The organism is Brucella sp. GW823-FHT04E01, assembly GCF_058796175.1.
The window spans coordinates 935202-950157 of sequence record NZ_JBXAIK010000002.1 but is presented as its reverse complement, the minus strand read 5'-3'; the positions used below and the strand labels follow the sequence as shown (position 1 = coordinate 950157).

Here is a 14956-nt window from a genome sequence, read left to right as displayed (position 1 = left end):
TTTAATAATCTTTCCTGCAAGAAAACAGATTAAACATTCACTAAAACTACTGAAATAATAAGCCGCAGTAAATAGAATTTACTGCGGCTTATTATCAAGAAAATAAATTCAGCGAGCAATTAGTTCCAAGGCAGATAGTCGCGCCAGCCCTTGGATTTGCCGGATGCCTTCTTGCGCTCACGTTCCTTCTGCGCCTCGTCCGTACCCAATTCGCCGACAGCTGCAGTAGACGCAGGCTCACGATAAGTAAGCGGCGGTTCGCTCAAATAACGGCGTGTCGTCGAGGAACCCTGAACCTGCTGCTGGCGTGCAGCCTTGTAGGCAGCAACCTTTGCCGGGTCGAATGTCGGCGTACGGGACTCATAATCTTCGCGGCGGCTGTTACCACGCGGCAATGCTGCCTGAATGTTGGACGCTACCGGACCATCCTGAACGACCGGCGACACGAAATTCGGATCATCGCGGTTTGCCGTGATCTCGTCACGCAAACGCTTGCGACGTTGTTCCGGCGATTCTGGCCAATTCGGATCGTTGGCGCTAACAACGCTTTGTTGCGGAGCGGGCAACTGACCTTTATCCCCCGGAGCCGGACGAACCAGGTCGGGGCGAGGCTTGTAGTCAATCCGTTCTTTATTGTTCTTACCCTGTCCGAAGCTCGCCATATTCGACACATCGTCAAAGAGCTGTGCTCCTGCGGTCTTGTCGGTTCCATAGGTTGGCGAAGAAACGCAGCCGGATAGCGAAACGCCCGCTATCGCTGTCATAAGCACCAGAACTCGTCCTTCAATCTTCATTAGCGCCACTTCTTTTACGCTTGCCGATTTTATCTTCACCAAAATTTGCTCAAGCAAGCCTTGACTGAAGAAACCGGCAACTCCAAGGCAGATCTTGAAATTATCCGAGGAATGCCTTGTACATGAGTGCAACCCATGCGGCAATCCGATGTTAATCGGTATTTCACCATGTCCGAAGAAAGGATTGCAAGCCGTTTCCTTCTGAAAATACCCCCAACATATGAAACGCCGAGGGTAAAATTTTCAGAACTCCATCAAGCTTCAAGCTTGCCGAGTGCCTTGAGTTCCCGGAGAGCAGCAGCGTCGCGCGCCGAGACTTCGGGAAACTCGGGATCGGAACCAACATCCGTCGTATAACGCCACGAACGGGCGCACTTTTCACCTTCGGCGCGTGCAGGCACAACAGCAACGCCTTTCACATCAGAAAGCGTGAACGCGTCTTCCGGTACAGCCGCATCGCTCAATGAAATACCACTGGTGATGCAGATTTCCGCAAAATCAAGACCTTCGAGCGAATCGGTCAAGCTCTTGTCGGAAATGTAGACGAGCGGAGCAGCTTCGAGCGACGATCCAATGCGCTTATCCGCACGCTCCAGTTCCAGAGCGCCAGTAACGACACGACGCACCGCACGAACCTTGCGCCACTTTTCCGCCAGCACATCATCCCGCCATTCGGCAGGTGTCGGCCGGAACTGCTCGGCATGAACCGAAACCGATTGCGGATAGCGGTCGAGCCAAGCTTCTTCCATGGTGAAAGGCAGCATTGGCGCCAGCCAGGTCGTCAAGTGATCAAAGATTTCACGCACGGTCAGTAGCGCAGCCTTACGGCGAACGCTCGACGGCGCATCGCAGTAAAGCGCGTCCTTGCGGATATCGAAATAGAAGGCCGAAAGCTCAACATTCATGAAGTCGATAAGCGTGCGAGCGATTCGCTTGAAGTCGAAAGCATCATATCCAGAGCGAACAACTTCATCCAATTCAGTCAACCGGTGCAGCATCAGGCGTTCAAGTTCCGGCAGATCAGCGTGAGGAAGATTTTCGCCTTCATCGTGGGCGAGCGTGCCCAGCATCCAGCGGATCGTGTTCCGCAACTTGCGATAGGCATCAATGTTAGTCTGGATGATGCTCTTGCCGAGGCGCTGATCTTCCCAATAATCGGTCGTCATGACCCAGAGACGCAGAATATCCGCACCGGATTCCTTGATGACGTCCTGTGGCGTGACTGTATTACCGAGCGACTTCGACATCTTCTTGCCGTGCGCATCCATGGTGAAACCATGGGTCACGACGGCATTATATGGCGCCCGGCCACGCGTACCGCAGCTTTCCAGCAGCGACGAATGGAACCAACCGCGATGCTGGTCAGAGCCCTCCAGATAGACATCAGCTGGCCACTTCATATCCGGACGGTCTTCCAGCGTGAACGTGTGCGTCGAACCGGAATCGAACCAAACGTCAAGGATGTCGCGCACCTGCGTCCAGCCTTCATTGGCACGGCTTCCGAGAAAGCGCTCGCGCGCGCCTTCGGCGAACCATGCATCAGCGCCTTCGGCTTCAAAAGCATCGAGAACACGCTTGTTGACCGCATCGTCCTGAAGGATGTTGCCTTCTTCATCCACAAAAACGCAGATCGGCACGCCCCATGCACGCTGACGCGAAAGCACCCAGTCCGGGCGGCCTTCGATCATCGAGCGCAGGCGTGTCTGTCCGGCTGCCGGTACGAAACGCGTGTCGTCGATTGCCTTCAAAGCGCGTGAACGCAAGGTCGTACCGTCACCGAGGTTCTTGTCCATATAGACGAACCACTGCGGCGTATTGCGGAAGATGACCTGCTTCTTGGAACGCCACGAATGCGGATAAGAATGCTTCAGGCGACCACGTGCGAAAAGCTTGTCGCGCGCGATCAACTGATCCATGACAGACTTGTTGGCATCGCCCTTTTTGCCGTTATCGTCGATAACCCGCGCGGGACCACCCTCACGGTCAGGACCGAAGCCCGGCGCATCCTTGGTATAAAAGCCGTCATCACCAACCGGGAACGGGATGCTCGGATCTATACCGCGTGCTTCCAGTTCGCGGGCATTGTTCATCCATGCCTCAAAGTCTTCGCGGCCGTGACTTGGAGCAGTATGCACAAAGCCCGTACCTGCATCATCGGTAACATGGTCGCCATCAAGCATTGGCACGATGAATTCATAACCACCGCCAAAGCCCTTCAACGGATGATCGAGAACGATTTTACCCAGTTCATCAGCCGAGATACCACGCAAACGCTTGAATTGAAGCTTCGCCTTGGCAAAGCTTTCTTCGGCGAGCTTGTCGGCGAAGATAAGCTTTTCACCAGGACGCGGACCGAAATCGTTCTCAGCTTCCGTAACTTCATAAAGCCCGTACTCGATACGCGAAGAATACGACACCGCACGGTTTCCGGGGATGGTCCAAGGCGTTGTCGTCCAGATCACAACGGCGCTGTCGGAAAGATCGTTCTGGCCAGCAACCGGAAACTTGACCCAGATCATATCCGACTCGACATCGTGATATTCGACTTCGGCTTCCGCAAGCGCAGTACGTTCCACGACCGACCACATCACCGGCTTGGAGCCGCGATATAGCTGACCGGAGGCCGCAAACTTAAGAAGTTCGCCAGCGATACGCGATTCCGCATGAAAGTTCATTGTCGTGTAAGGATTTTCAAAGTCGCCAAGAATTGCGAGACGCTTGAACTCTTCCGTCTGGACCTTGATCCAGTTGGTCGCGAATTCGCGGCATTCCCTGCGGAATTCATTGATCGGAACTTCGTCCTTGTTCTTGCCTTCGGCGCGATACTTTTCCTCGATCTTCCACTCGATCGGCAGACCGTGACAATCCCAACCCGGAACGTAATTCGAGTTGTATCCGCGCATCTGGAAAGAGCGCGTGATAACATCCTTGAGAATCTTGTTCAGTGCGTGGCCGATATGGATATTGCCGTTGGCGTAGGGCGGACCGTCGTGCAGCACATAGAGCGGGCGATCCTTGGCCTGTTCGCGCAGCTTCTTGTAAAGGTTCATCCCCTCCCAGCGCTCGACGAACAGCGGTTCGCGCTGCGGCAGGCCCGCGCGCATCGGAAATTCTGTCTGCGGCAGATAAAGGGTTTTGGAATAATCGATTTTGGTCGTCTCAGTCATGAGGGTATTCGCCTGTGAAGCCCCGGCCGGAGATGGCGGGCAAGTGGATCAAAGAAAACAGGGGGCTGTAGAGCACAGCCGGTCGGTCCCGGACCTCCGCGCCAGATATTGCCTGGCAAAGCAGCCATTCAGGCAAAGCGGGAGGCCGGGCCAATAATTCGTATGGCCGTCATGATAAGCCGAAAATCCGTCATCATGGGCACGCTTTTAGCAATGAGCTTCGCAGGAATAAAGAGGCCAGAGGGGCAAAGACGCAATAAAACTGCATCCCTGCCCCCTGAAAGTGTTCACATTGATACCGTTGAGGTCAGTCCAGCGAGAAATCGAAACGGTAAGTCGCAGAAACGCCGACCATGAACTGGTCCGGGGAGCCGCGTTCCTTCACGATGCTTGAATCCTTTGCCGAACCTTGCAGACGACTGTACTCACCAAACAGGCTCGTATCGATCTTGTCGGTTGCCTTCCAGGTAATTGCGCCACCAACACCAGCTGACTTGAAGCCACCGCCCGGACTATATTCTGAAAGTCCCGACGTAACCGCTTCCTCGGCATCGACGCCGAAATAGGTTTTGAAGTAATCCTTTGAGGCGAAAGTCGCACGCGGACCACCCGACACACGAACAGTCGGCGTAACATCATAGAATGCATCGGCAGCAATATCGGCTACGACGCCATTATGCGCACGGATACCGTGACGCACTTCGCCACGCACACGCATCCAGTCGGTGGGGTAGACGTCGACAAAAGCGCCCGCTTCACCGCCAAACTTTGTGTCTTTCAGGCCATGAATGTCGTCATCCCGCTCAAAAAGAAGTTTGCCAGCGAGACCCACACGGAAGCGGTCATTGTCGATCAATGCGAAGGACACGTTGTCATTTCGCGATGAGAAGCGCGTCGCCTGCCCCTGTCGGCCAAGCGAGATCAGCGGCTGGGCAGAAAAGCGATATTTGTTCGAGCCTTCGAACTTTGGAGCGACGAGACCTGCCGCGCCGACCTTGAGATACCAATCGCCGGACCAGAAATGCTTGCGAGCGGGCTGAACGGTTTCCGCCGCATAAATATCGGTTTGCTGTACATCGGCGGAGAAAGCGAGCGAACTACTCGTTAGGAATGCGGCACCTGCAACGAGCGCCAAAGGAACAATATGTGCCACATTAAACTCCAACAAAAAGCGCCCCAACAAGTTTTGAGGCATTTATCACTTTTTGTCGAGAATAAGTAAAATTTGATTTAAATCTTAAGTGGAAAACGAAACCAAGACTTCACCTCACTCAAAAGAAAGCAAGCGATCCAGTTCTGACAGTGGCTTCGCACTTGCAAGCAGGGCTCGTGCCTCTGCGTCATCGCGCTTCATCTGATCGATAAGCGGATCAAGGCCATCAAACTTGATTTCCCCGCGCAGAAAGCCAAAGAAGGATACACAAGCGATCTCACCATAAAGGTCGCCCGAAAAGTCAAAAAGAAATGTTTCAAGAAGGGGCGTACCGTCACTGTCGACGGTTGGCCGACGACCGAAACTTGCAACCCCGTCATTAAGGTCACCGTTCTCGCGCCGGAACCTGACAGCATAGATTCCGTGCTTTAAGCCCGCCTGCGCGTCGATTTGCATGTTCGCGGTCGGAAATCCAAGCGTACGTCCGAGCTTCTTGCCGTGAATAACTTTACCGCAAGCCATATAGCGATAACCAAGAAGTCCCGCTGCTTGAACGACGTCCCCTTCGCAAAGCAGATTTCTTATGCGGGTCGATGAGACGAGGTTATCGCCTTCGTCTGAAAAGGCGTCAACAAGTGTAACCGTGAAACCGGCTTTTTCTCCAGCTTTCTGAAGAAATTCCGGTGTTCCGCGCCGGCCCTTGCCGAAATGAAAATCATAACCGGTGACCACACAGCTTGCGTGCAATCTTTCAACCAGAATGTGTTCAACGAAGTCCTCCGCAGAGCGAGACGAGAACTCACCGGTAAATGGTTGCTCAACGACCGCATCAAAACCCATCAGACGCAGAATCTCAGCCTTCTTTGCTGCTGCGGTCAAACGATCGATCGGCGCATCTGGCTTGAAGAAGCTACGCGGGTGCGGTTCAAAAGTCAGGACTACTGCTGGCAGACCGCTTTTTTCAGCAATCTCCAGCGCGCGCTCCAGCACAGCCTGATGGCCGCGATGGACACCATCGAAATTACCGATTGCCACGACACAATTCTGCAGGCGTTCCGGCAAAGAATCCGTTCCAGAAAGGCGCTGAAAGCTGGATGGGGTCATTGTGATCCGAACTTCGTTGGTCGTAACGAGATTGCTCGCCCTCAAACAAGAGCATTAAGCGCAGCAACCGGACGATTGCCATGCTTCTGGAGAAACGCTTCCATTCGGGCGATGTCAACAGTACCATCGGTCGTATAGTCCGCAGCATGAACTCCGCCGGAGATGTAGAGCACATCCAGTCCGAAATCGGCAGCTCCCTTCACATCGGTCAAGACACCGTCTCCGATACCGAGAATCCGGCTTTTCTCGACTGTCTCACCGCGGATCTCTTCAGCGAACCTCAGTGCTGCCTCGTAAATCGGGCGATGCGGCTTTCCTGCTATAAGGGTGCGTCCGCCGAGCTGGCCATATTCGCGTGCAAGGGCACCTGCGCACCAGATCAGCCGCGTACCGCGCTCAACCATAATGTCCGGATTGGCACAGATGAACGGAAGATTGCGCGAACGCAGCCGGACCAGCAATTCCTTATAATCGTCCGGTGTTTCACTTTCATCATCATAAAGTCCGGTACAGACGACCCCCGAAGCTTCGAATTCTTCGACCAATTCAACATCGAGACCGTCATAGATGGTCAACTCGCGCTCACAGCCGATGTGAAACACCTTGCGCGGACCTTCGGCGATCAGATCACGGGTTACATCGCCGGACGTGACCACACGATCATAGGCATCGGCGGGAACGCCAAGACCCAACATCTGCTTTTCGACATCAGGATGAGGCCTTGGAGAATTCGTCACCAGAATGACCGTAACACCCTTGGCGCGCGCGCGCTTTAGCGCCTCGATTGCAGCCGGATACGCGGCTTCACCGTTATGCACCACGCCCCATACATCACAGAAGAGCACATCGTACTGGTCGGTCAGATCGTCGAGGCGTTCGAGCTGCTTCATGGTTTCCTCTTGATAATCCATCGGTAAGGCGAGAACCGCTATAGGGTGTCTTTAAGACTGCCGAGAAGGCAGCCAGCGCTCCATCTAACGCAGCCAATCACATCTGTCACGGTCTTTGGCCTGGATATCCGACCGGCAAAGCGCGTCCAATTATCCCATAGGTGATTTCACCGATCATTTACCGTGCTTCGTGACTGACTGTTAGAAAGATGCTGGTAGGAGCGGATACAACCTTTCATTTCATGTGTCGCAGACACAACCGTCGGCGGGGGCTACATTGAAAAACTGGATCACTCAAACCAGCAGGCTTGCGCTGCGTAGTTTTCGCCATTTGACTCAACCCATGAGCCTGCGCTTTGCCAAAGACGAGCGCGGTAATTTTGCGATGATAATGGCTTTGGTGCTGGTGCCCCTGTTGCTTGCCGGCATGGTTGCAGTCGACTCCGCCAATCTCATGCGCGTGCGCAACAATGTGCAGGCTTCGCTCGATGCTGCGGCACTTGCTGTGGGTAGGAGATTTTCCACTGGCGAAAGTCAAACTGTCGTGCAGATCTACGGTGCGCAAGTTTTTACCGCCAACCTTACCGCACTGAGCGCAGATGCGGTCAATTTCGACGTCGCTTTTCCAAAAGATAAAACAACTGATCAACAGATACAGGCGACCGCTGGATTCACTTATAAGTCCCTGTTTGGTGTCATTGCTTCACGCCTTACAGGAGATGATTGGGATCAAAACCAATATACGCTCAGCTCTTCGGTCAGGCTTAAGAACACGATTGAAGTCGCTCTCGTTCTCGACAATTCCCGCTCCATGGATGAAACTAGAAGCGGGTCGACAAAAAAGCGCATCGACCTTCTGAAAGAAGCCGCCTCACAGCTCGTGGAGACAATGGCCGCGCAATCCACGCTCATAACGCACGTTGAAAACCCTGTGCAATTTTCACTCGTTCCCTTTGCTGGTTCAGTAAATGTCGGCCCGCAATATTTGAACGCAGCCTGGATGGATCCGGAAGGCAGGTCTCCCGTCAATCTCGAAAACTTTACGCTGCCTGTCACCATCGACAGTACACGCAAGATAGAAGAAAAGCCGGTAGGCAGCGGGCGATATTACAAATCTGGAACCGGCTGGGGGGAACGCAATAACAAACCTTATTCGCGTGCAGAACTTTATGCCGACCTTTCCCTGCGATCGAAAGAGACTTGGCTCCCTTGGCAGGGTTGTGTCGAATCTCGTCCGGGCACCTATGCGCTGGATGTAACGCCTCCTTCTGACAACAACCCAGACACATTATTTGTCCCCATGTTCGGCCCGGCTGAGTATTACAATACCGATAGCAGGGGAAACGTCACTTCCACCGTTTTGAACAGCTGGTGGCAAGACGACACATCCTTGGCTTACTCGCCCCGGCAAAGCGACCTCAAGAAATACTATCTGCGCGATTCCCTCGACAAGATTTACCGAGGCGGTAGATCGAATGGCGGCGGCCCCAACTATAGCTGCACATCATCACCTCTCACCCCATTGACGGACGTCACTACCGAAGAGGGGATGAAAACAATTCAAACCGCAATCAAGGCGATGGTACCAAGCGGCGGTACGAATGTTCCCGAGGCTATGGCCTGGGGCTGGCGAACGATCGTCCGAGGAGCACCGTTTACAGAAGCCCGGCCTTCGACCGAACGCGGCAATGATAAAGTTGTGATCGTGCTGACCGACGGCGCCAACACCTATTATAAATATGACGGACTGGCTGGCTCGGGTCCCGACAGAGCTGCAAACTTTTCCTACTATTCAGCGCACGGCTACACTGCTCGCATAACCAAACACTACAGCCAGGCACGTTTATTTCAGGAAAGCGGCGTTTCGGTTTCGCAAAATAACAGTACATATACGAAGGCTATGAATGCGCGTTTCGCAAAGCTCTGCGACAATGCCAAGTCAGCCAGTATCATCGTTATGACAGTCGCATTGGACCTCAGCGAGACGAACAGCACCGAGAAAGCACAAATAGATCTGTTGAGATCCTGCTCTTCAAACTCGCGCGTTCGCATGGAGAGTGGCAGGCCAGCCAAGCTTTTCTGGAACTCAACCGGCGGTGAACTAAGCGAAACATTCAGGCAGATCGGCGATGAACTCTCCAATTTGCGCATTGTGGATTGATATTGCCAACGACATCACCATATGCCGGATCGGACATAGTCAACCCGTGGCCGTTCCGCGTTAAGGATGGTGCAAATTAACCATCATTCATCTGTCAAATTTCTCAGGCAATCTTGACAAGATAAGGTCCGGCTTCTATCTCAGAGCCACGTTAGCACTCTCGCATGATGAGTGCTAACAAGCGCGGATCGGCTCGATCCGTTAACAGGGTTCAACGTCTATAACACCAAGGGTTATACCATGGCTGATATCAAGTTCCGCCCGCTTCATGACCGCGTCGTCGTTCGTCGCGTTGAATCGGAAGCCAAGACCGCTGGCGGCATCATCATCCCTGACACCGCCAAGGAAAAGCCGCAGGAAGGCGAAATCGTCGCTGTTGGCGCAGGTGCCCGTGACGAAGCTGGCAAGCTGATCGCTCTGGAAGTCAAGGCTGGCGACAAAGTTCTGTTCGGCAAGTGGTCGGGAACCGAAGTCAAGATCGGCGGCGAAGACCTGCTGATCATGAAGGAATCCGACATTTTGGGTATTGTCGGCTAACGCCTCCGACTCGGTATCGTCGGCTAATATGGCCTACATACGGGTCGATCATATACCACAAACCAATTCACCATAATCTGACCGGGACAATTCCCAGGAGAGTAAAATGGCTGCAAAAGACGTAAAATTCGGTCGCTCTGCGCGCGAAAAGATGCTGCGCGGCGTCGATATCCTTGCTGACGCTGTAAAGGTAACGCTCGGCCCGAAGGGTCGTAACGTTGTCATCGACAAGTCCTTTGGCGCTCCGCGCATCACCAAGGACGGCGTATCGGTCGCCAAGGAAATCGAACTGGAAGACAAGTTCGAAAACATGGGCGCACAGATGCTGCGCGAAGTGGCTTCGAAGACCAACGACACTGCCGGTGACGGCACGACGACCGCTACAGTTCTCGGTCAGGCAATTGTTCAGGAAGGCGCAAAGGCTGTTGCTGCCGGCATGAACCCGATGGACCTGAAGCGCGGTATCGACCTCGCAGTAACCGAAGTTGTTGCTGAACTTCTCGGCAAGGCCAAGAAGATCAACACGTCGGAAGAAGTTGCTCAGGTTGGCACCATCTCCGCTAACGGCGAAGCCGAAATTGGCAAGATGATTGCTGATGCGATGCAGAAGGTCGGCAATGAAGGCGTGATCACGGTTGAAGAAGCCAAGACCGCTGAAACCGAACTCGAAGTCGTCGAAGGCATGCAGTTCGACCGCGGCTACCTGTCGCCTTACTTCGTCACCAACCCTGAAAAGATGGTTGCTGACCTCGAAGACGCCTACATCCTTCTGCACGAAAAGAAGCTCTCGAACCTCCAGGCTCTTCTGCCGGTTCTGGAAGCTGTCGTTCAGACCTCCAAGCCGCTCGTCATCATCGCTGAAGACGTCGAAGGCGAAGCTCTTGCAACGCTCGTCGTCAACAAGCTGCGCGGCGGCCTGAAGATCGCTGCTGTCAAGGCTCCTGGCTTCGGCGATCGCCGCAAAGCCATGCTCGAAGACATCGCGATCCTCACCGGCGGTCAGGTTATCTCCGAAGACCTCGGCATCAAGCTCGAAACCGTTACGCTCGACATGCTCGGCCGTGCAAAGAAGGTTTCGATCTCGAAGGAAAACACCACGATCGTTGACGGTGCAGGCCAGAAGGCTGAAATCGACGCTCGCGTTAGCCAGATCAAACAGCAGATCGAAGAAACCTCTTCGGACTACGACCGTGAAAAGCTTCAGGAACGTCTTGCCAAGCTTGCTGGTGGCGTTGCCGTGATCCGCGTCGGCGGTGCAACGGAAGTTGAAGTGAAGGAAAAGAAGGACCGCGTTGACGACGCCCTGAACGCAACCCGCGCTGCGGTTGAAGAAGGCATCGTTGCTGGTGGCGGCACCGCCCTCCTCCGCGCTTCGGCCAAGATCTCCGCCAAGGGCATCAACGCCGACCAGGAAGCTGGTATCAACATCGTTCGTCGCGCTCTGCAGGCTCCAGCTCGTCAGATCACGACCAATGCCGGTGAAGAAGCTTCGGTTATCGTTGGCAAGATCCTTGAGAATGCCTCTGAAACCTACGGCTACAACACTGCCAATGGTGAATTCGGCGACCTGATCAAGGCTGGCGTTGTCGATCCGGTTAAGGTTGTCCGTACCGCCCTGCAGAATGCTGCTTCGGTTGCCGGCCTCCTGATCACGACGGAAGCCATGATCGCTGAACTGCCGAAGAAGGATGCAGCTCCGGCTGGCATGCCTGGCGGCATGGGCGGCATGGGCGGCATGGACTTCTAAGAAGTCTATAAAGCACGCCCATCAGGTAATAAGCTCGCACCGCAAGGCGGTGCGGGTGGCGGCATGGACTTCCAAGAAGTCCGTCAAGCTTACTTTGATGAAAATGCGAGAAAGGTGGCCTTGGGCCGCCTTTCTTTTTACGTTGCATAACCGTTTGTGATTTATGAAAAATTTACTCTGCTCGCGCTTTGCTGCACCGAAGTCGTTATTTTAGAAACTTCTGATTGACTCATAACCACCAATCATGGTCAATCCCGAATGACACAGAGATGGACTTCCTGTTTGCCCCCGCACTTTGGAAGTCCTGTCTCAGGCAACAGGAAAGGCAGGCTTCGGCCTGTCTTTCCACTTGCACTTCCAAAAAACTCAGCTTCTATTCTGCGGCGTCAATCTGCGCCTTTCCTGATATCGAGGCGTCATAACGCGCACGAGCCATCATTACCTTTGCTTCATTGGCTATCGCCCACTCACCCAATGCGCGCACAGGCCGCAAGAGATCGCTCCCCATTTCAGTCAGTTCATATTCGACCTTGGGCGGAATTGTCGGAAAGATCGTACGCGTGACGAAACCATCTCGCTCCAGATTGCGTAACGTCGTCGTCAGCATTTTCTGAGAAATACCATCTACGCTTCGACGCAACTCGTTGAAACGCATTGGATGATTACCGAGATAGCTCACCACAAGCACCGTCCATTTATCGCCCACGCGAGACAGAATATCCGCAACGGTCCTGCATGCACTGGTTTCCTTGAAGTCACCGGGTTTCATAAAAGTGCCTCCTTGTGCGCTAGGTAAGTCACTTATATAGCGTCAGTTTCTAACGGTTACCACTCTAAATAAAGGTGCTATCTATGTCTAAGCTCAAAGTCGCCGTCATCGTCGGCAGTACACGTGAACAGCGTTTTGCTCCAGTCCCTGCTCAGTGGATTGCGAAACTCGTAGCAGAACGCCCGGAACTGGACGTGGAAATTCTCGATGTCGCCGATTATCCGATGGGCTTCTATGGCGACACTTCCACCACGACCGCACAAGCAGAAACTGCTGACAAATGGAAAAACAAGCTGCGCGAGTTCGATGCCTACATCCTGACTGCGGCTGAATACAATCACGCTCCTACTGCTGTTCTGAAAAACGCCATCGACTATGGTGACTGGATTCAGAAGCCAATGGGATTTGTCGGCTATGGTGGCGTCGGTGGTGCTCGCGCTGTCGAACAACTGCGGATGATTGCAGTCGAAATGTCTTCTATGTCAGTCAAGACCGGCGTTCATATACTTTTCCCTGATTATCTCGCCGTCGTCAAAGGCGAGAATAAGCTGGACGACTTCCCTCATCTGGCAGAAGCAGCCAAAAACATGCTGGATCAGTTGGTTTGGTGGGGCAAGGCACTTAAGTCGGCGCGTGCCGTCTGAATAAGACGGCAAGCCGGAACGTTAGAGTTCCGGCTTGCCGCTAGCATTGTATGCCCTATGATTATCCGCTGTCACAATGTAATGGATGATCATATGCGTAAAGAACTTCCTATCGCCACAGCTCCGAAAGACGGCCGTAAGATTACAGTCGTCTGGACCGATGAAGATGACCAGCGCAATGAGTCAATTGCACAGTATCGAACGCTAGCCCAATTGCAGGCCGGTGGCGGTCAGTGGGATGAGACAGATACTGGCTGGTGGACGTTCACCGATAGCAAAACCCAGCGCAAGATCGAACCGACCGCCTGGATTTCCGAAACGGATAACGGTGACGAAGAGGACGACGCTTGACCGTGGAAGTGCCGGTCAACAAAAATTGACTTTTATAGTCATGCTTTATCAAATGATTGCGTTATAAAAGTTTCACGAAGAAACATTAGCCCGCCAAGCACCTGGCGGTGCTATATTTGCTTTGGATGGCTCGGTTTCGAGTCCAATTACCCGGAGACCTGAAATGACCGCTACGCGTACCGAAACAGATACGTTCGGACCGATTGATGTTCCTGCAGACCGCTACTGGGGCGCTCAGACGCAACGCTCGTTGCAAAACTTCAAGATCGGCGGGGAGCGCATGCCGCTTCCGTTGGTCCACGCACTGGGTGTCGTCAAGCGCGCGGCAGCGGAAACCAATATTGCGCTTGGCAAACTCGATCCGGTTCTCGGCCAGGTAATTGCAGTGGCGGCGTCCGAAGTCATCGAGGGTAAGCTCGACGAGCACTTCCCGCTGGTCGTCTGGCAGACTGGTTCGGGAACGCAATCGAACATGAATGCCAACGAGGTCATTTCAAACCGGGCTATCGAACTTCTCGGTGGTGAAATGGGGTCCAAGAAGCCGGTCCATCCCAATGACCACGTGAATATGAGCCAGTCGTCCAATGATAGCTTCCCAACGGCAATCCATGTTGCCACGGCAGTCGAGGCCGTCAATCGGCTTTATCCGGCGGTTGAACATCTGACCAAGGCGCTCCAGGCCAAGGAAGAGTCCTTCAAGGATATCATCAAGATCGGTCGTACCCATACGCAGGATGCAACGCCGGTTACACTGGGACAGGAATTCTCCGGGTATCGCGCCGCGTTGGAATATGCGCGCCATCGCATCGAGCAATCGCTCGCAGACGTCTTTCTGCTCGCACAAGGCGGGACTGCAGTCGGCACGGGCCTGAACGCGCCAATCGGTTTCGACACGGGCTTTGCTGAAGCCGTGAGCGAAATTACCGGCCTCCCTTTCAAGACTGCGCCCAACAAATTTGAGGCTCTTGCCAGCCACGGCGCTATCCTCAATTTCCATGGCAGCCTGAATGCTTTGGCGGCGGATCTTTTCAAGATCGCGAATGACATTCGTTTCCTCGGTTCGGGTCCGCGTTCCGGGCTTGGTGAACTGTCACTGCCGGAAAACGAACCCGGCTCCTCAATCATGCCGGGCAAGGTCAATCCGACCCAGGCAGAAGCTTTGACTATGGTCACAACACAGGTGTTTGGCAACCAGACCACAATTACGGTCGCCGCAAGCCAGGGTCACTTCGAGCTTAACGTGTTCAAACCGGTAATCGCATATAACGTCCTGCAATCGATCCGCATTCTCAGTGACGCCATGGTGTCGTTTGCCGATCATTGTGTGGAGGGAATCGAACCGAACCTGAACCGTATCAAGGAACTGCTGGACCGCTCGCTGATGCTTGTGACCGCGCTGGCTCCGGCGATCGGTTATGACAATGCAGCCAAGATCGCCAAGACTGCGCACAAGAATGGAACGACCTTACGTGAAGAAGCATTGGCGAGCGGATTGGTGTCGGCAGAAGACTACGAGCGGCTGGTGCGGGCAGAGAGAATGATTGCACCAGAGTGAATTGGTATTCATACTGTAAACAAACTGTCGAGGATTAGACGGCTTTCCTTGACAGTCTGCAGTCGTTAATTGATGCCTCAGTTC

The 14956-nt window shown here is 53.8% G+C and carries 12 protein-coding genes; 6 read left to right on the top strand and 6 right to left on the bottom strand.

The annotated features are described in order from the left end of the window. Positions 1 to 119: 119 nt before the first annotated feature. From AC1RHM_RS09810 to AC1RHM_RS09790, 5 genes are all read right to left on the bottom strand, one after another. Positions 120 to 794 (bottom strand): hypothetical protein, encoded by a 675-nt coding sequence (locus tag AC1RHM_RS09810; RefSeq protein ID WP_010660997.1) that lies wholly within the window; start codon positions 792 to 794, stop codon positions 120 to 122. Positions 795 to 1048: 254 nt separating this feature from the next. After that, complete coding sequence (gene ileS, locus AC1RHM_RS09805) at positions 1049 to 3961, bottom strand: isoleucine--tRNA ligase (RefSeq protein ID WP_010660996.1); 2913 nt, start codon at positions 3959 to 3961, stop codon at positions 1049 to 1051. 307 nt (positions 3962 to 4268) lie between these two features. Beyond that, the gene (locus AC1RHM_RS09800; protein WP_374828132.1) at positions 4269 to 5156 is read right to left on the bottom strand and encodes a MipA/OmpV family protein; all 888 of its coding nucleotides are present in this window, start codon (positions 5154 to 5156) and stop codon (positions 4269 to 4271) included. Positions 5157 to 5228: 72 nt separating this feature from the next. Next, positions 5229 to 6218 (bottom strand): bifunctional riboflavin kinase/FAD synthetase, encoded by a 990-nt coding sequence (locus AC1RHM_RS09795; protein WP_029376216.1) that lies wholly within the window; start codon positions 6216 to 6218, stop codon positions 5229 to 5231. A gap of 41 nt (positions 6219 to 6259) precedes the next feature. After that, positions 6260 to 7108, bottom strand: coding sequence for a TIGR01459 family HAD-type hydrolase (locus AC1RHM_RS09790; protein WP_010660993.1), 849 nt, complete (start codon positions 7106 to 7108; stop codon positions 6260 to 6262). Between the two features lie 277 nt (positions 7109 to 7385). Between AC1RHM_RS09790 and AC1RHM_RS09785 the strand changes: the two genes are divergently transcribed. From AC1RHM_RS09785 to groL, 3 genes are all read left to right on the top strand, one after another. Beyond that, positions 7386 to 9269: a TadE/TadG family type IV pilus assembly protein gene (locus tag AC1RHM_RS09785; RefSeq protein ID WP_226622662.1), complete on the top strand. Its 1884-nt coding sequence runs from the start codon at positions 7386 to 7388 to the stop codon at positions 9267 to 9269. A gap of 240 nt (positions 9270 to 9509) precedes the next feature. Continuing rightward, positions 9510 to 9806, top strand: coding sequence for a co-chaperone GroES (gene groES, locus AC1RHM_RS09780; protein ID WP_006472506.1), 297 nt, complete (start codon positions 9510 to 9512; stop codon positions 9804 to 9806). A 106-nt stretch (positions 9807 to 9912) separates the two neighbouring features. Continuing rightward, positions 9913 to 11553, top strand: coding sequence for a chaperonin GroEL (gene groL, locus AC1RHM_RS09775; protein WP_010660991.1), 1641 nt, complete (start codon positions 9913 to 9915; stop codon positions 11551 to 11553). A 373-nt stretch (positions 11554 to 11926) separates the two neighbouring features. Here the strand turns inward: groL and AC1RHM_RS09770 are convergent, their stop codons facing one another. After that, on the bottom strand, positions 11927 to 12322 hold the full coding sequence (locus AC1RHM_RS09770; RefSeq protein WP_010660990.1) for a winged helix-turn-helix transcriptional regulator: 396 nt from the start codon (positions 12320 to 12322) through the stop codon (positions 11927 to 11929). 83 nt (positions 12323 to 12405) lie between these two features. On the opposite strand from AC1RHM_RS09770, the gene AC1RHM_RS09765 reads away from it, so the two are divergent. The 3 genes from AC1RHM_RS09765 to fumC all read left to right on the top strand — a co-directional run bounded on the left by AC1RHM_RS09765 (position 12406) and on the right by fumC (position 14872). Further along, the gene (locus AC1RHM_RS09765; RefSeq protein WP_010660989.1) at positions 12406 to 12966 is read left to right on the top strand and encodes an NADPH-dependent FMN reductase; all 561 of its coding nucleotides are present in this window, start codon (positions 12406 to 12408) and stop codon (positions 12964 to 12966) included. A gap of 93 nt (positions 12967 to 13059) precedes the next feature. Next, positions 13060 to 13317, top strand: coding sequence for a hypothetical protein (locus tag AC1RHM_RS09760; RefSeq protein WP_010660988.1), 258 nt, complete (start codon positions 13060 to 13062; stop codon positions 13315 to 13317). 163 nt (positions 13318 to 13480) lie between these two features. Next, entirely contained in the window at positions 13481 to 14872 is a 1392-nt protein-coding gene (gene fumC, locus AC1RHM_RS09755) for a class II fumarate hydratase (protein WP_010660987.1), read from the top strand. The last annotated feature ends 84 nt before the right edge of the window (positions 14873 to 14956 follow it).